Below are 17,225 nucleotides of genomic sequence, written 5' to 3' on the forward strand. Positions count from 1 at the left end.
CTTCTGAAGGGACCCAAAACCATTATTTTGACTAGCTATTCAGTTTTCAAAGATCGAAATTCGAGAGGCTGAGAAAATAGGGCAATGAGGCGATTAGGTCAATAGTCTTTTTTATTTTAATTGGAATTCTGGAATATTTATTTTCAAAGGAGAGTTAGTCTTTTTTAATCCAATATAAGCCATTGATTTTACGATGTTTTATGAATTTTGCTGGACAGGGCAGCTTCAAGAGCGGTGAGTCGATAACACTCGACATGGTGTGTTTTCTGCTCACCAGTGCGATTTCTTGAGCTCTCTTCTCAAATTGCGCGAAGCGGCACTTTCTTCTTTTTTGAAAATTGCTGAGGCTCAAGGCTCAATCTTGAAACGTGATTCTCACCTACTGTGGATAGACGGCATCCGTAACGGATGGTGTGCGTATCGGGGTCCCGCTTGAATGACAAATTTTGCCCATCGGTGACATTTCACGTGAGTCCTGTTTTGTTTTCCCGCATTTTCCGTCTAGACAATAATCCTGAATTGAAATGCAGATGGGGCGTCTTTTGCATACCAACCTGCAACTAACCCATTTCTTGAGGATCACATGTTGAGCGTGGAACAGATAGTCTCGAAGCTAGCCCGTGCAGCAGTTTGTCTCATTCTTTGTCAAACTGGTTTGGCCGAAGATCAGAACGAAAACCCCATAATTGTTAAAAAGGTTGGTGAACCCGTTATCATACAGTTGGCGAACGGCAACACTGTTGAACTGAAACAAGTGGAAAGGTTGATCCCTTTGTCGTCAACGATCACTCTCTCTGAAAATTCTTGTTCCAACAAACTGGGATTGAAATGGGGATACGTGGTTCCAGTCGTCGTAAAAGCTTGATTCCCATCTGGAAGACCCACCCTTCAAAGCAAGGTGAATTGGTAACTAGATTCAACACAGATGAAAAAAAGTATGAGGTCGCATCCGAAACCTCACTGCAGTCGAGAAATGGCAGAAGTAGTTTTTTTGAAGCGGACTTGGCGAGAATGATTTCACAAGACATACAAGTTCAAGAGATTCAAAGAATCGCCGTTGAAAACCCTTCTGCTGTCGGTTGGTTTGAATGTAAAGAATCATGTGAAGGCGTCTTGCCTAAAGACGTCACGGCCCTTCTTTGGGACGAGAATTTCGAGATGGAAAATCGCGAGCTCGACCTAACTCGAAAGTCACAGACCACTGCAGTCAATCAAATCACGAGCCGCTTTGAAGGCATACCACTTAAGGTCAGTGGCAACCGGATCGAGTTCGGGCGTCCACGCAAGGCATATGGCGTCATCTCCGCATTTCTTCCAATGGGCGTAACTTATCAAATCCAGCTCAGCTTCCAAGCCCCAAATCTCGTTGATCCAGATGATGATCTCTGTCAGATGAAATGGGACATGGATTTTACAAGTATTTTCACCGAGTTTACACAAGCGCTTAACCAAGTCAGAGACACCGAAAGGATTAACCTACTGGAGTTAACAAATTACTCATTTCGAGCCGAGGACGAAGCAAATGCTTCCTTCAATGGGTTGTTTTCAGATTGGACGTACAGAGGAGAGGAGTACAAGAAATGAAATTCCTCATTTCTTTCGCCGTGGGTTTGGTGATAACTACCTCATCTATTGCCAAGCCGTTGAGCACGGAAGGCTACCTCACCAAAATTTCGGAGCGCTTAACAGGAAAATGGCCCTCACCACATGAGTTTTCAAAGCTCAAAAACGAAAAGTTGCGAACGGGCTGTTCTCAAGTGCCTTGCCTACAAGACTTCTTTCGGACGTATATTCGCGAAAAAATGGACTCCGGCGATTTTTACTCGGAGGCCGTTCTTAAAACTTACGAGCGCTTTGGGTTGAGAGCACCCGAGCGCCCACCGTTTCCAATAGATGGGAATGGAATCACTTCTTTTTATAATGATTCGACTGAAGATCTTCTCATCTACCGAGTCTTTAAGCTCAATCGTCCAATTGATGAGTTATTCACTAGTCAGGTCTATTGGCGCAGATTTGTCCCTAGTGACGGGCCCTTTGCCGACTACATTGGGCTTGATATTGACGGCAAGCGCGAAAGTGCCATTCAGGAGATGGGCGAGGACGAGCGTAAGCGGTATCCGGAAATCAGCAGTCTTGTTCCTCAGGTGATAGACCTCAACGGTCATCCCAATATAGCTGGACTCTTTTCTACCAAGCGCTTTTTGGAACGCTACTGGAATAGTCCGGCCAACGGCAATCGCAAACGTGCGGCAGCTATCTTCAAAATCATGCTCTGTGACCAAATGGCACCCGCACTCGAGCGTGACCAGCAGCAAGGGCGCGAAGAGGCATTGGCTCTCGGCGTGAGCGAGGCACAAACCACAGTTCGTAGCCTTGAGGAAATTCACCGCACCCGCCACGCCAATCAGAAGGACTGTCGGCAATGCCACATGCGCCTTGATCCGATGGCGCGAACTATGCGCCCTCTTGAACTTGGCGTAGCGGCATTCCCTTCACCTGGGAATCTCAAGTTCTACAATTCCTTTGATGATATCCAAGACATTCCCGTCAAGAATTTCTCGGATTTGATCAGGAAAGCGACGCAACAGCAAAAATACCTCGATTGCCAGCTCAATTGGCTAGTGACATGGATAATGGGGAGGGACGTGAACATCCATCCCGTCCGGTTTGCAACACTCATTGAGGACTTCGAGAAATCTGGCCGCAATATTAAATCATCAGTTGAAAACCTCCTTTTGTCTCCCGAATTCCAGGGAATTCCCAGCCAATTTGAGGAACCAACCTCGTTGACCAAATCGAATGTCGTATTTGAGGAATGTCAGTTCTGTCACGGATCGTTCCTGAAAACTCGGGGTGACAAGTTAAAACTGAACCTCGCAAAGATTGCGGTTGCTTTGGACTTGACCAATGACGGCGCGAACCGAACCATGCCGCCCAAGAGCCATTGGTGGGAACCGACAGAACAAGAAGTCCAAGATGTGAAGACTTGGATCCAAGAAGGTGCACCGCTCGTTAAAGGAGAACATCCGATCCTGAGCCCCGATGAAATTCAGCGTCTCTTGCAAAATCCAAGGAGTAAGAAATGACAATCCGCCAGTTTGCCATGATTTTTTCATCTGCGGTGATCGCATCCCAGGTCTCTGCTTTTTCAAAAAAGCCAGAGGCGAATCGGATGCGAAATTCGCTGCCTAATACTGCGAGTTTTGAGGAAAATTATGAAAGATTTCCGTCACCCTATGGAGTAATACAACAATTTCAGCGCATTTTCCCGGTGATAAATGACTATGTTAGGTCATCGTCCTGCTTGAGGATCGATGAGAAATCCGCTCCCGTTATCGGAGCCATTGATCCCCTTCAAGGCAGTGCTTTGGAAAAGGAGCCCGGAGCCCTTTTTTATCAGTTCTATCAAGATTGTGTCTACGAGTTATCGAAGAGCACATTTATGGACCAAATGCTTGCACACCAGAATTCGCAATTGATTCTTGGCAACGAACTGGACGCAGCGATCTCAAAGCGCTTGGAAAAATTTCCTTGCGATCAAGAAATGGGATTGGCTGAGGCTTGCGCCTATTCTGAGAGACAAACAAAAAAATGGGCCTTTTGGACTCGCGTTCAGTTTCACAGTCTTGATATGGATTTGCGTCTTTCTATGATGAGCCAATTTATCGAATTCCTCATCGGACCAGAAGAGATTCTGGAGGAGCGGAGCTACATCGGCCAGAAGACAGTTTTCGGTTTGTCGATCGCACACAAAGGTGAGCTTGCCCGCTTTATTTTAAAACAACTTGCCGATCTTGAAAGTCGTGACGGAAACGCAAAGTCGCCACTCGTTTATGAAATTTATGCCGAAACTGCGATCTTGCTACGCTTGGGGCCGGTATTGCAGGTTTGAGAGAGGATCAGTCATGTCAGATCGTCGCGAATTCTTAAAAAATATTGGTGGGCTGACTTGCCTGTCGGCCTTTGAGCACCTCGTACCTCCTTCATTGTCTTCACTTGTTTTAGGTGCTCAACGGGCCTTGGCGTCAGGACAGACTGATCCAAGTGCTCGCTTTGTGCTGTTCCGAGTGCATGGAGCTATGGACTCCACTTTGGGACTTCACCCACACCTTGGCTCTATACAAGGGATTGATCCCCAGGATTTGTTTCTTGGGTATGAAGGTGAAAACCAGCCACTCGAGAAAGTGGATGGCACTCAGATTTCACTCGGTCCATCCGCTCGTGCAATAGCACCTTTCGCCAAAGAGATGGCCATCTTGCGCGGGATTTACGTTGGACCCAACGACCTTGGCCACCCATTTGCTATTCAACATATGTCGAGTGGCCGCACTCAAGAATCAGCACCTCATTTTAGCGCCTATATCGGAAATCAGTTCGCTCACACAGGTGCATACGTCGTAACCAATTCCCCCCTTCAAACTGGCCATATCACATCTTTCCCAACGCTGCTGACCTCCGTCTTAAGGGAACAATTGATCAATATGGCTCACGGGACGAAAAGTTCAACACTGTCAGTTTACGTAAACTCAAAACAAAGTGTGACACGCTTTCTCGATCTCCAAGGACAGACCGAGAAGTTGGCTCGTTTTGTTGAGATTCTGGGTCATCAGGAAGGTGAACTTGACCAGCAGGAGTATGATCAACAAATTCGCAGAGGCGCTTCCCCCTCCATGGCCAGCGCGAGGGCCAAAGCTAAAAATTTGAAAGATGAGGATCTCGCTTTTGCAAGTCTTTATTCCGGCATCGCAAGGGTCGCTCAAATTGATCTGCGTACGGAAGAGGAACAGACCCTTGATACTCACGTCCAGCACGCGGAGACACATCTTGCCGCTCAAAGAAAACGCTGGGAACGCATTGCCAAATTTTTGGGCAACTTGCGACAGCATGATCTCCTGAAACAAACGCTCGTTGTGGTCGTGAGTGAGTTCAATCGCACGCCTGGACTCAACGCGAACGGCGGCAAGGATCATAATTACAGCGACAATGCTGTGGCTCTATTTGGCCGCGGAGTCAACGGAGGGACTGTCATTGGTGATCGGAGCCTTTTAAACGAAGCGATGGGTTTCCCTACGCTTTCTGGGCCGGGTCCTTCATTGACTTCGACTCAGGGGAGGTCGTCCCAATCAGCAAAGAGCTATGGCAGTCGGAGGGGCGCGCCACAGCAATACCGCAAAACGTAAATTTGATTCGTCCTGGGGATCTTTGGGCCTCGGTGATCCAGAGTCTCGACCCCAAGATGACGCGCTTAGCTCCCGATTCCTCACTCGGCATTCCGAGAATCTTTCACCGCAGTTAGGATGTGACACATTGCGCTAGACCATCGGATCAATGCAGCCTGGGTTACCGATTCGTCTGTGATTTCTTTGAAATTTCAAGGATTCTTTGGTGGAGGCAACAGGGATCGAACCTGCGACCTTCTGAATGCAAATCAGATGCTCTCCCAGCTGAGCTATGCCCCCACTTGTATTTAAGAGACGGTGGCAACATTGCCCAATTTAATCTGCGCGGTCAATAGGAAATAATTATCGTGATGATCCCATTTTGCCGGCCTGCTTTAATTTTTGAAAAAGGGCGAAAATGGGGGCTAAATTCAAATATTCAGGCTGAGTGTTTGCTGTTGACGTGGCTGATTCGGGTCAGCCATATCCTTTCCGACGAGAGATCAAAGCCGATGGCTTCGCCGCCCTCTAGAACGCTTCCAAAGACACGCCTCAAAATCTCTAACTCTTCGACTTGCGTCGCTCCAGAGCTGAGGGATTCCTCAATGGCGTCAACAACACTGATCAGGTCTGGGGTTGTCACCACAGAAGGTAGCTTTGCCATGTCGAGGCCCGGATTCACTGCGGGCTTGAATCCAACTAAACTTTCAGTTAATAAGATTTTCTTTCCTGAGTTAAAATTTATCTGTAGAAACGGATTTCCATCAGCGTCTGCTCGAGGAATCACTTCTTCGATTTCAGCCACCGGAAAACTGATGCTTTTGCCATCTGCTTTCTGAAATATCTTGAGAACAGAAGAAGAAGAGCCCTGATTGACCAAACCATCAGAATCTTCGATGTAATCAAGAATTTCAATCGCTGTTGGGTGCGGCCCAGCGGGCTTTTCTCTTTTTTTCAAAAACACAATCTCCTCAAGCAAAAGAATCCTGTCTGTTTTTCGACTTCTGCCCCTAAGACTTGAGGTTTTCTATTATTTTTGGTTTATTGTCCTGTGTCCGATTACGACGTTTCAAGGTGGAACAATATTCCTCAAGTTTGGAGTAGCTGATGTTAGTGACAAGATGGCAAGCCGCAATAGTCCCCGACATCAAGCAAATCACTGCAGTTTTTCAGGCTGAGGGTCTCGAGCCATTTGAGGAAGGTCTGGATCCTGACTCAGTTATTGGCGACCATCGCCATCCCTTCGACGAGGTCAGGATGGTGGCGTCTGGTCAGATGTTGATTGATATTTCTGGCAACAAACTGCTCTTACGGGCGGGGGACCGAATTGTTATTCCATCCAACACAAGGCACTCAAAAAAAGTGGAAGGCCCTCATGCCTGTGTTTGTATTTGTGCTTACAAGACCTACTGAGCACTGGCTCAGTCTCACTCAATTTCTATCTCATCTGACTTTGCATTGCGATTTTTAGGTAATGATCTCACTTTGGATAACAATCTCGAAAGACATCCTCAGGGCTTGGACTTTCCTTTCATCCAATCTAAGTACTGTTGCATGTTCTTTTCAAAACCACGAGAACACGGCTCGTAAAACTTATGCCCTATCGCCTCCTCAGGTAGAAACTTCTGATCGACCCATCCCGTTGGTCCCTCGTGGGAATAGGCGTATCCCAGGCCAAATCCCAACTGTTTTCCTGCCAAATTATTCTCAGATCGCAGAGATTTTGGAATAGCCAGAGAGCCTGTTTTTCTCACAAAGGACTGAGCCTTCCTGAAACCAAGGTAACTGCGGTTAGACTTTGGCGCGCAAGCCAAGTAAGTCACAACTTGAGCCAAATTAATTCCAGCTTCTGGCAATCCAACGGCTTCCACTGCCTGCAGCCCAGAAACAGCTACCCCAAGGGCCCGCGGGTCTGCATTGCCAACGTCCTCAGAAGCCAATACGATCAATCGTCGAGCAATATAAACTGGATCTTCGCCACCTTCTAACATTCTTGCAAGGTAGTAAAGTCCCGCATCAGGATCGCTTCCTCGAATGCTTTTTATGAAGGCAGAAATTGAATCATAATGAGATTCACCCGAGCGATCATGCCTCACCAAACTCTGAGAACAAACCGCCCACACAGATTTTTCATTTAAAGGGAAATTCCAATTGCTATCGCTTGCGGGAAGTTGAAAGGCCTCCACAAGCTGTTCAATCCAGGTAATAAATCGGCGCGCATCCCCATCTGCACTTTCAGTCAGTACTTTCAAAGCTTCTTCTGATAGAACTTCGAGAGAATTGAGCTTCAACAATTCAAACGCGCGCATGCTAATTTTTTTCAACTCCCCAGCTAACAGGGGGGCAAAGACAACAAGGCGACTACGGCTCAGCAGCGAGTTATTTAATTCATACCCAGGATTTTCAGTTGTGGCGCCAACAAGAACGAAGTCTCCTCTTTCCATATAGGGCAGAAGTACGTCCTGCTGCGCTTTGTTGAACCGATGGATTTCATCAACAAACAATAAAGTCTTTTGTCGATGCCCAAGCCTCCGAAATCGGGACTCCTCGCCAATATTTTTTAAAATTTTAACGCCTGTATCTACTGCGCTGACTTCCAAGAATTGGGCATTGACGTATTTTGCAAGCAAGCGACTGAATGTCGTCTTTCCCGTGCCAGGCGGCCCCCATAGAATGAGATTTGGCACTTCGGCCTTCTCCTCTATCTGTCGTCGGAGCGGAGAATTCTCGCCCAGTGCGCTTGTTTGCCCAACAAACTCGGCAAAAGACTGGGGCCTCAATCTTTCTGGCAACGGCTGATTGCTGCCCATTCGGCTGAGGCTATCTTGTGCTGAAAAAAGATCCATGCCTTGGTGATAGGGCCTGCAAGCCAGAAGTGCAAGACTGTAGCGACACTCTTTTTTTAGCCATGGCCTTCGCTTGCTTCTAAAACAAGTGCTTGCGCTATTCTGAGACATCCCTTGAACTTTATAAGTTGACATTTCGCATTAATGTTCCATCCCACTGATGAATCCCCATATACAACTGAAAGATTTTTGAGCTGAATCCTCCAAAAATCCCAGGAATAGGTCGATAGAGTACCAAGGGGGGCAGAGGGGATGAACCCAAATAGACTGATACTCTGTGGGCGCACAGTTCTTTTGACCTTAAGTCTTTCGCTCGCCCAGTGCAGTAGCGATTCTGGAGTGAGCAGCAAGGTTGCTTTCGATAACAATCCCAAGCAACCCGTTGTTATTGACACTGACTTCATTATCAAACGAGACGATGGCGACGGAGACCCGACCACTTTTGAAACTGAAACCATAACAGGACCTTGGTTTTTATTTGGTTACACAGTCAAAAATAGCTCAAGTAAAACAATCACTATCGTTAATTTTAAACTTCTTATCACCGGGAAGAAGGGAGGACTCGACGTGGAATATGAAAAAGAATTGGATCTAACAGACCTCGGTGACAACGTGACATTTTTGGAAGAAATTGCCCCGGGCAGTTCAGCTAGCAATTACACAAACTATCGATGGTACATTGGAGGCCTTCCAAAAATCGACAATTTTGCCTATTCGGTGAAAGTAACTGTACAAGGATGGGTAGGAAAATCGACGGAGCCAGAGGAACGCCTTACCGGGTCCTGGTCTTTTACTACTGAGTAACCTAAGCCAAGTGAGAAATCGGTTCAGCCGACGGCGAAGTTGAACCTTTGAGATATTGACGACGTTTCGATGTCCTCCTGTTTGCCCTGTTCTCCAAAGTTAATAACTCGTGGAGTCAAAAAGATCAGTAATTCGTTTTTCTGAGAATCTCGCTGGCGATACTTGAAAAGCCAACCGAGCACAGGGATGTCCTTTAACACAGGCACCCCCGTTTCGCCTTGTGAGGCATCGCTTTGATAAACACCGCCAATCACAGCTGTCTGGCCATTGTCGACCAGTACTTTCGTTTTTGCCTCCCGAGTATTGATCGCTCGCGCCAACGATTCTGGGTCCACAATCCCTGTCGCAAACTGACGTTTTACAAGAACAGAAAGTATAACGCTTCCTACGGCGGTGATTTGAGGAGTGACGGTCAAATTCAAGGTTACTGGATTTCGCTCTATGGAAGACTTCTTGTTTCCAGTTGGATCCGTAACCGTAGATCTTGTTAACACCTGCCCCTCTTGAGTGATTTGAGCAGATTCCTTATTGAGAGTTACAATACGAGGAGAGGACAGTATCTTAATTGTTGATTCTGTTTCTGCAAGAGAAAGGACAGCACCCAGTTCACCAAGAAAATCAAGCCTACCAACAGTTAAATCCAGAGCCAATGGATTTCCTAGCAGTGATGCTCGACTTATTGGGTTGATACTCAGGCCAGCCCTTAAGTCCAAGGGTCCCCCATTAGTTCCACCACTAGGGCTGAGGTTCACTTTTTCACCATCAAAACTCCAGTTAACTCCGACGCTCCTCTGAAACTCTTCGGTGGCTTCGACAATCTTTCCCTCAATCATCACTTGCAGTGGAGGAACATCAAGGCTTTTTACTAACTTTGCAATTCGGTTGATGATTTCGTCTGTATCAGTAATTATCAACGAGCTTGTACGATTATCGAAGGCGATTTTTCCTCGTTTATCGGAGAGAAATGGGCCCAGTTGCTTTGTCAAACTGTCAACGTCAGCATAGCTAACTGGAATAACTTTCACGCGGACCGGCGTGAGAGATTTTTGAGATTCAAGAATAGCTCGAGAAGAATCCGCCTCGGCCTGCAAAGTTGTCAAGGTGGAAATCCGAATAACATTGCCCTGGCGAATATATCCCAAGCGCTTCGATCGCATGATTGTCACAAGGGCTTGGTCCCATGGAACCTGACGCAATTTCAATGAAATTGTGCCAGTGACGTCATCCGAGATAATCATATTCACACCAGAATATTCTGCGATAAAATTGAGCGCATCACGGACATCGGCATCTTTGGTTTGGATAGACAGACGTCTACCATAAAATCTATTGTCTCCAGAAAAATATTCTTCCAAAGATTTTGCCCCGAGCATTTTCTCGTTCCGTTCGGCCGACTGAACATCATAAGATGCTTCTTTTGTTTCTTTTTTTTCTGCGGTTTCCGCATCTTCGGGATTAACAGCATCTCCAGCCTCGGCATCATCGACAGATGCCGCCAAATTATCAGCGGTTGGAGGCAATACCAAGATGGAATTCCCTTCTCTCTGAACCAGAGCCTTACCTGGATTGCGCATCTGCACAACAATCCTCGCTGTTGAGGAGCCCGCTGATTGGTAAGCATTTATCGCGGCAAACTCTCCCTCAAACTCTTTCATAATGTAAGGCCGCTTGAGCCGACTTGGGAGATTTACGTTGGCAATTTCCAAAACAAACTGATTCGTGGATTCGTTCACTCGAGTTTTATATTTCGCTGGCCCCGTGGTATCAACGACGACTGTGCCTCCGGCCTGATTGGCTAAAAACTTAATATCAGAGATAGAATTTCTGTTCTGATTGCTTTCGCCTTCCAAAGGCTCCCCTTCATTACTCGCAGACTCAATGGGAAGTTTTTCAGATGCAACTCCTTGTGGCTCGTCAGGAGCATTTGCAAAAGGGTCTTCTCCTTTTTCGCTCGTACTATCAAGCTCCCCGTCACCATCCTTCAAATCATCTTTCGCAAATTCTTCATCTTTAAACTCACTCGAACCGGATTCCTCATCAGACGGCGTATCGCTGTCCAGCTCATTGGCAATATCACTGTCCTCTGTGCCATCTTTGGTATTATCAGACGGGAGGCCTTCTGAAGGGTCATCGCCATCTTCCCCGGCTGTAAAGTCATCACCATCTGAATCGAGAACTAGATCATCTGAACTCGAGGAACTATTCGGCGATGTCGTGGTACATGAGACCAGACATGATAGAGCCAATAAAAAAACTAAGAGGCATTTCAAATTTAATTGTATCATCCCTGACACCCCTCTTATCTATAACAGACTATCTTGAAATTTTCATCACGGTCGTTGTATAAATCACTTCATCCTCTTTGCGAGTCGCCTCGACGATCACAACCTCGCCCTCACGAATCATAGCAATATAACCGTTGTTTCGGCCAATCCTTTCGTTCTTACCTATGATATGAACCGTATTGGTTGGATCAAGGAACATCGCCTGCGGTGATCCTACGTCCCAGATAATACCCACCAAATGGATCTCGTTGAGATCAAATCTCTGCAAAGGAAGCAGAGGGCCTTGCATCTCGCCCTGATCGAGCGAATCAATCTCGACGTAGGGCTTGAATGGGTCCTTGCGGTTTTTCGGATCATAAATGAAGGGCTCCAGAAAGGTTTGAAAGTCAGTAAACCGAGGAACGGGAGCTTTGGCCTCATTTTCTCCTCCCGTCTGCGTAGGAACACCAGTCGCACCTGGAGGAGTAAAAGAAGCCTCTGGAGCTGAAGCACCAGCAGGAACCTGCGCAGGTGCTGGGTTAATAGACCCATCTGGCGATGCAGATGTTGTTGGATTTGGATTCACAGTCAAATTCTCTGGTCCCTCCGAATTTGGAGGTGTATTGCTTCCCTGGGGAGTTGGAGCTGGACTCTGAGAAAAGGATGGAGTGATAAACTGCGAGGCCAAATACATAGCAAGGCCAAATCCAACTACGCCTACGCTAAAATACTGAATTTTCCCGGTCATAGAGCCACCCCTCCTAAGGTTCATTGCTTCGCGGGTTCGGTTGACGCAGTCGGCTCATTCTTTACGTAGCGGTAACCTTTGATCTGACACCTAAAAGTGATGATTGGCGATTCCCTATCTCCAATCTTGGCCTGACTGACCATGGATAATTGTGAAATAGTTAGAATTTTGTCCAACTTTGTTAAATACGAAAGAAACAATAGAATTTGAGAGTAAGTGCCTTGCAGTTCAACTTCAACTCCCATCTCTTCATAGAACTGACGATCAGCCCCAGGCTGTTTAGCCTGGGCAGTCAGATTCTGAAGTTCTCCAATTCCATTCACGCTGACCCCCGCGGCTCGGGCCTCCGTTGAGATCATCCGCATAAGCTCAGGTAAACTGAGTTTCTCTGGTATATAAGAGAGAAAAGACTCAAACTCCTCGCCCAGAACTTCCATCACTTTCCTCATCGTAGCGATTCGGCTGATCTGATTTTCTAAAGTTTTTATTTCAGTTTCAGAATCCTGAATCTGCTCCTTAGCTTTCTCAATGGCCAACTTCAGCGTAGACCCACTGTTATATCCGATAGAATAGTAAAGACCGGCGAAAAATAGTCCTAATCCAAGCGCCTTACCAAAAGTCAATTGCTGCTGGAGACGTTCCGCTAAGGTCATTCCTGCCCCTCAATGGTTGTCGTCAACTCAAAATTCTTTAAGGTACCATCTCTTGACGTCGTTTCTTTCGCTTGCAAAAGCACAACCTCAGAGAAAAATGAGCTCTTATCTAGAGCCTGAATCAAATCGGTCAAATCGTCATCAGTTAGGGCTAGGCCTTTCAGGCGAAACTTCTCGTCGATATAATCCAAACTATTTAGCCAAACTCTTTCAGGTATCATTGTTTGCAAAAAATCCAGTGCCTTCAACTCCCTCAATCGTGTTCTAGAAAGAGCCTTCATGATCTTCATCTTGTCTTCAAGCTCTTTTCCTTGCCTTTCAAATTCAGAGACCTTGTTCGCTTCTTCCTTTAGCTTTTTTACCTTTGCTTGTAACTCTTCAAGCTGTATAGCAAAAACCTGTTCTTCTTTTTTTAAATTGTCTACGTTATTGCTTTCAAAGAACACGAGAATCACAGTGAAAACTGACATCAGCATAATCTTGATGACGGCTTCTTTTTGAACTTCGCTTCCAGCCCCTTTTTCAACCGTAATAGCATAAGTGGTATCACCACCGCTCGCTATCGATCTATTTTTAAGCAGGTTTATCCTAATCATTTTTCCTCTGACTCACTCAATCCAAATAGGAAATTCTAAGATCACTTCCATTGCAACACATTCTGTTGCATGTGCTTGGCCCCCTCAATGACGGGCATTAAATCAAAATCTCTCAAAATGATATCCTCTGAAATCACATTACTATCCTCCACTGGAGGTTTCCCATAAGATTTTGGCTTCTTGTCTAAAGATTGAACCAGATCCCCAAGATCCGAATCAGTGAGGGCCACGCCCTGAAAACAAAATTTCTTATCAGTGTATTCAAAATTTGTCAGCCAAACCCGCTGGCGCACAATTTTTTTCAAGAAGTTCCAAACATTCAAGTCTCCCATTGAGGTCCTTGAAAGAATCATTATGACCCTGGTGATCAACAGAAAAGTCGTGAACAAAGAAACCAAAATGATCTTCAGAGAGCTCTCCCTCTTAAGGCCAATTGCTTCCCTCGCATCAGCCGGAACTTGGAAGGGATGAAGATCGCCACCTCCGCCTGTCGATTTGTCTCTGAGTAGATTCAATTTGATCATGAATCCCCTATCTCCCGCATTCCGAGCCCAATAGCAACGGCCGAAAAATCACGAACCTGTGCGATGTAATCTGGTGAAAAAACCCGATCATTGTAGGTAATGGAAATAAAGGGATTGAAGCTCTCGATTCGAACACCCATCCGCTTGGATAAGGCATCCACCAAACCTCCGGTTCGCGATCCGCCACCAGTCACAAAACATTGTGTTATCGCACCGGAATTCGAGGTATTTCTAAAAAAATCAAGACTGGCCTGGACCTCATCGCAAACGACATCGTGAGTACTAAGAATGATTTTGCCCAATTCCTCGGGTCCTGGCTGCCCAGAAGAAAACGCAATTTTCAAGGCCTCCGCCTCCTCAATAGTGACTCCCATTGCCTTTTGAATCTCAGCGTTATAGGTCCCGCCGCCCACAGGCACATCTCTACAAAAAACAACCTCTCCATTTTCAAAAACAACATAATTTATAACGCTTGCGCCAATGTTGAGCAAACAGACAACCTGTCCCTCCATAATCCCGTAATTTTTCTCAAAACAATTGGCTAAGGCAAATCCGCCAACATCCAAAATCGAACAGATCAAACCCGAACTCTCAACGATCTCTGCGTACCGAAATACATGTTCCTGCCGAGCTGCAATAAGAATGATGTCCATTGTTTCAGCGCTCTGATTGATCTTCTCCAAGACCTTGTATTCTAGGTTAACGTCATTCACATCGAAAGGAATATACTGTTCAGCTTCCCATCTGATCTGCTCGGCAACTAAACTCTCATCCATGCGTGGAATCGAAATTTTCTTGACGATGACCGAAGAACCCCATAGCCCCGTTGAAACGTGGCGACGCTTTGTCTTTACCTCGCTCATCATTCTGCGAATTGCATCGGCAACAATTTGAGAATCCAAGACTTCGCCACTAGAAACTCCACCAGCGGGAGTCGGCGTAAGTCCAAAAGAAACCAATTTTGCTCCCGAACGACTAACATCAAGTTCAGCAATCTTGATCGTACTGGTACCAACGTCGAGGCCGATGATCTTTTTGCTCGAGAAAAACATTTCTAGTTACCCTTTAAAGATGAATGCTTCGGCGCAGTAAATACGCTAATACTTTAGAGATTAAATCGAACGACACATTAAATGTCAATTGGGGGGAAAAAGGCTTGGCAGAAAGAACCCGAGATACCACCGCCCGATACTTTCTCCGCCAAAAATGTAGAGAACTGCTGAAAATGCGAGATAAGGACCAAATGGAATCGTGCTCTTTAGCCCACCCTTTCTCCTAATTGCTAGGGCTATACCGACAAGACTACCGATTATGCTGGAAGCTAGAATCACAAATGGAACGCTTTGCCAACCTAAAACGGCCCCAATCCAACCCATGAGCTTAATATCTCCGCCTCCCATTCCTTCCTCTTTGCGCAATACCAAGTAGACATAGGCCACGGCCCATAGAAATCCAAATCCCATCCCAAATCCAGCCAAGGATTCATAAAAGCTTCTCTCAGGAGAAATCGCAGCCCCCAGAAGCCCAAGCGCAATTCCAGGCCAAGTAAAAACATCGGGCAAAAGCATGTGATCGCAATCGATAAAGGAGACAACGATCAATCCAAAGACAAACAGAGAATACTCTGCAAAGGTCCAGGAAAATCCCAGACGAAGGTACAAGCTTGCCAAAAGAATACCTGAAAGGAACTCGACGAATGGATATCTAAAGGAGATGGACTGCTGACAATTTCGGCACTTTCCCTTAAGCACCAACCAAGAGAGAATCGGAATATTGTCTCTCCAAGAAATCGAAACACCACATTTTGGGCAGGCGCTTCCTGGCCAAGCTACGTTTTTCTTTAGCGGCACTCGGTGGATTAAAACATTGGCAAAGCTGCCAAAAATGGAACCAAACAAAAAAATAGAAACAAAGACCAGCCAAGTTTCAAGGCTTGCAAAGTCAGGCAAAGTCTTTTCTCCGCAAAATGATCGAAGTGAGCGTCATAAGAAGCACAAACCAAGCAAGAGAATATCCAAGTGCAGCAATTACTTCAACTCCGCTTATCTTTTCCTGGTATATAACGGCCGAACGCCAATTGAACTTCTCTAGGTTTGGAAGGAAGGACGAAACCAAATCACTAAATCTAAGAAAGGCCTCAGATTTACTTTTACTGGCGAAAAAACTTAAATCGTTGAGCCAATGGCCAATTAAAAAAAATCCAATCGAAGAAGTTACGACCATGGCTGGACTCGCAAAACTGCCGAAAAATATCGTCAGCCCCAAAAGAACAAAAGATTCCAAAATAATTCCGAAAAGCGCCGTAAGATATTGAATATCAATGGGTACGCTCAGTCCCAAAAAAACAAAACACAGCATGACGGCCAATCCCATAACAACCGTCAATGTGACCATTGTGAGTCCCAAACATTTACCCAAAAGGAACTGAGGACGCGACAAAGGACGTGCAAGAAGAGTAAAAATAGTTTTCTTGTCCAATTCCTTGGCCACCAAGGTACTTCCAACAAAGATGCTCAGCACGACCATGCTGAGGTGAATCGCCGTAAAGCCAAAGTTAGCCGATATTCGGGACTGTTCCGCAAAGCTCAGTTGCCCAAGAGCGAGACTCAAACCAATCAACAATACAGCAAAAACCAAAAGACCATACAAAATGCGGTCTCGAATCAATTCAAGGAAAGTGTTTTTAGCCAAAACCCAGATGCTGTTCATGGAGAGTTTTCTCGCATTGCCATACGGACAAAAGCCTCTTCAAGGCTTATCCTTTCCTGCCGCACTTCAAAGATCTGCGCTCCCCCTTTGAGCAAATTGGCCAAATTCAATTGAATTTCGTTTGGGCTCGATGCAGAGAGAACCTTCTTGTGCCCATGATCAAAATAGGTGATTGTTGCGGCACTCTCCATACTGCCCAAAAGAGCTTCGGTCTTTCCCTGGTACACAACCTGGCCCGATTTCAAAATGACCAAGTCCTCACAGAGTCTTTCAGCATCCAATAAATGATGGCTGCTAAAAAACACAGATTTGCCCATTTTGGCTGTTTCCTTAATTATCTCAGCCAAATAATATCGACCATCGGGATCCAACCCACTCATTGGCTCATCAAGAATGATAAAATCTGGGTCATGAATAAGTGCCTGAGCGACGCCAATTTTCTGCAACATTCCCTTAGAATATTCGCGCAATTTTCGATTTTGCGCATAAACCAAATCGACCCGCTTCAAAAGACTCTCAATCCTGATTTTTAAATCCCTTGCCTTCAGATTTGCAGACAATTCACCATAAAAACGAAGAAACTCAAACCCTGTCAGATAATTGTAGAAATAGGGGTGCTCCGGCAGGAAACCAATGCGTCTTTTTATGTTCTGAGAAATCGGCTGACTGCCAAAATATTCTATTTGGCCTGAATCAGGGAATACTAAGCCAAGAAGACACTTCATTGTCGTTGTCTTGCCAGCGCCATTTGCACCCAGAAACCCAGTTATGGTCCCCTCGGCCACATCAAACGACATTCCCTTTAGAACTTCATGTCTTCGAGGAATGAATCCCTTCTTAAAGGACTTCTTCAAATTTCTCACAGTAACGACTGACATGAAATCATTGGATCACAATCAACTTCAACAAGCAACGGAGGTAA

At 45.9% G+C, this 17,225-nt stretch carries 18 protein-coding genes and 1 tRNA gene; 7 read left to right on the top strand and 12 right to left on the bottom strand.

All coding sequences use genetic code 11. The features are described from left to right. The first annotated feature begins 583 nt into the window (after window positions 1-583). Genes IPL83_13825 through IPL83_13845 form a run of 5 tightly spaced genes read left to right on the top strand, consistent with a single transcriptional unit; the run spans window position 584 to window position 5,180 of the window. Window positions 584-865, top strand: a complete 282-nt coding sequence (locus tag IPL83_13825; protein MBK9040216.1) for a hypothetical protein — start codon at window positions 584-586, stop codon at window positions 863-865. Then, window positions 829-1,584, top strand: coding sequence for a hypothetical protein (locus IPL83_13830; GenBank protein MBK9040217.1), 756 nt, complete (start codon window positions 829-831; stop codon window positions 1,582-1,584). The genes IPL83_13825 and IPL83_13830 overlap by 37 nt, the downstream gene beginning before the upstream one ends. Next, window positions 1,581-3,086 (top strand): DUF1588 domain-containing protein, encoded by a 1,506-nt coding sequence (locus tag IPL83_13835; protein MBK9040218.1) that lies wholly within the window; start codon window positions 1,581-1,583, stop codon window positions 3,084-3,086. The genes IPL83_13830 and IPL83_13835 overlap by 4 nt, the downstream gene beginning before the upstream one ends. Further along, entirely contained in the window at window positions 3,083-3,892 is an 810-nt protein-coding gene (locus tag IPL83_13840) for a hypothetical protein (GenBank protein ID MBK9040219.1), read from the top strand. The genes IPL83_13835 and IPL83_13840 overlap by 4 nt, the downstream gene beginning before the upstream one ends. A 13-nt stretch (window positions 3,893-3,905) precedes the next feature. After that, complete coding sequence (locus IPL83_13845) at window positions 3,906-5,180, top strand: DUF1501 domain-containing protein (GenBank protein ID MBK9040220.1); 1,275 nt, start codon at window positions 3,906-3,908, stop codon at window positions 5,178-5,180. Window positions 5,181-5,383: 203 nt separating this feature from the next. Here IPL83_13845 and IPL83_13850 read toward each other — a convergent pair. Both IPL83_13850 and IPL83_13855 read right to left on the bottom strand, forming a co-directional pair. Further along, a tRNA-Ala gene (locus IPL83_13850) sits at window positions 5,384-5,459 on the bottom strand. Between the two features lie 139 nt (window positions 5,460-5,598). Then, window positions 5,599-6,117 (bottom strand): hypothetical protein, encoded by a 519-nt coding sequence (locus IPL83_13855; protein MBK9040221.1) that lies wholly within the window; start codon window positions 6,115-6,117, stop codon window positions 5,599-5,601. 149 nt (window positions 6,118-6,266) lie between these two features. Between IPL83_13855 and IPL83_13860 the strand changes: the two genes are divergently transcribed. Further along, window positions 6,267-6,572, top strand: coding sequence for a cupin domain-containing protein (locus IPL83_13860; protein MBK9040222.1), 306 nt, complete (start codon window positions 6,267-6,269; stop codon window positions 6,570-6,572). 98 nt (window positions 6,573-6,670) lie between these two features. Here the strand turns inward: IPL83_13860 and IPL83_13865 are convergent, their stop codons facing one another. Further along, complete coding sequence (locus IPL83_13865) at window positions 6,671-8,005, bottom strand: replication-associated recombination protein A (GenBank protein MBK9040223.1); 1,335 nt, start codon at window positions 8,003-8,005, stop codon at window positions 6,671-6,673. 252 nt (window positions 8,006-8,257) lie between these two features. Here IPL83_13865 and IPL83_13870 point away from each other — a divergent pair, with 252 nt between their 5' ends. Further along, window positions 8,258-8,809, top strand: coding sequence for a hypothetical protein (locus tag IPL83_13870; GenBank protein MBK9040224.1), 552 nt, complete (start codon window positions 8,258-8,260; stop codon window positions 8,807-8,809). A 23-nt stretch (window positions 8,810-8,832) separates the two neighbouring features. Here the strand turns inward: IPL83_13870 and pilQ are convergent, their stop codons facing one another. From pilQ to IPL83_13915, 9 genes are all read right to left on the bottom strand, one after another. Next, complete coding sequence (gene pilQ, locus IPL83_13875; protein MBK9040225.1) at window positions 8,833-11,094, bottom strand: type IV pilus secretin PilQ; 2,262 nt, start codon at window positions 11,092-11,094, stop codon at window positions 8,833-8,835. Between the two features lie 28 nt (window positions 11,095-11,122). Next, window positions 11,123-11,821, bottom strand: a complete 699-nt coding sequence (locus IPL83_13880) for a pilus assembly protein PilP (GenBank protein MBK9040226.1) — start codon at window positions 11,819-11,821, stop codon at window positions 11,123-11,125. A gap of 20 nt (window positions 11,822-11,841) precedes the next feature. Beyond that, window positions 11,842-12,474 carry a type 4a pilus biogenesis protein PilO gene (pilO, locus tag IPL83_13885; protein ID MBK9040227.1) on the bottom strand — a complete coding sequence of 211 codons (633 nt, stop codon included), beginning with the start codon at window positions 12,472-12,474 and terminating at the stop codon, window positions 11,842-11,844. Further along, complete coding sequence (locus IPL83_13890; protein MBK9040228.1) at window positions 12,471-13,070, bottom strand: PilN domain-containing protein; 600 nt, start codon at window positions 13,068-13,070, stop codon at window positions 12,471-12,473. Before IPL83_13890 ends, pilO begins: the two co-directional genes overlap by 4 nt. A gap of 41 nt (window positions 13,071-13,111) precedes the next feature. After that, window positions 13,112-13,594 carry a hypothetical protein gene (locus tag IPL83_13895; GenBank protein ID MBK9040229.1) on the bottom strand — a complete coding sequence of 161 codons (483 nt, stop codon included), beginning with the start codon at window positions 13,592-13,594 and terminating at the stop codon, window positions 13,112-13,114. Further along, window positions 13,591-14,646 carry a type IV pilus assembly protein PilM gene (gene pilM, locus IPL83_13900; GenBank protein MBK9040230.1) on the bottom strand — a complete coding sequence of 352 codons (1,056 nt, stop codon included), beginning with the start codon at window positions 14,644-14,646 and terminating at the stop codon, window positions 13,591-13,593. The genes IPL83_13895 and pilM overlap by 4 nt, the downstream gene beginning before the upstream one ends. 84 nt (window positions 14,647-14,730) lie before the next feature. Continuing rightward, window positions 14,731-15,543 carry a prepilin peptidase gene (locus IPL83_13905; protein MBK9040231.1) on the bottom strand — a complete coding sequence of 271 codons (813 nt, stop codon included), beginning with the start codon at window positions 15,541-15,543 and terminating at the stop codon, window positions 14,731-14,733. Next, a complete protein-coding gene (locus IPL83_13910) occupies window positions 15,536-16,303 on the bottom strand; it encodes an ABC transporter permease (GenBank protein MBK9040232.1) in 768 nt (255 codons plus the stop codon). The genes IPL83_13905 and IPL83_13910 overlap by 8 nt, the downstream gene beginning before the upstream one ends. Beyond that, window positions 16,300-17,181 carry an ABC transporter ATP-binding protein gene (locus IPL83_13915; GenBank protein ID MBK9040233.1) on the bottom strand — a complete coding sequence of 294 codons (882 nt, stop codon included), beginning with the start codon at window positions 17,179-17,181 and terminating at the stop codon, window positions 16,300-16,302. Before IPL83_13915 ends, IPL83_13910 begins: the two co-directional genes overlap by 4 nt. Between the last annotated feature and the right edge of the window lie 44 nt (window positions 17,182-17,225).

It is taken from the genome of Bdellovibrionales bacterium (assembly GCA_016716765.1).
Taxonomy (GTDB): Bacteria; Bdellovibrionota; Bdellovibrionia; order Bdellovibrionales; family UBA1609; genus JADJVA01.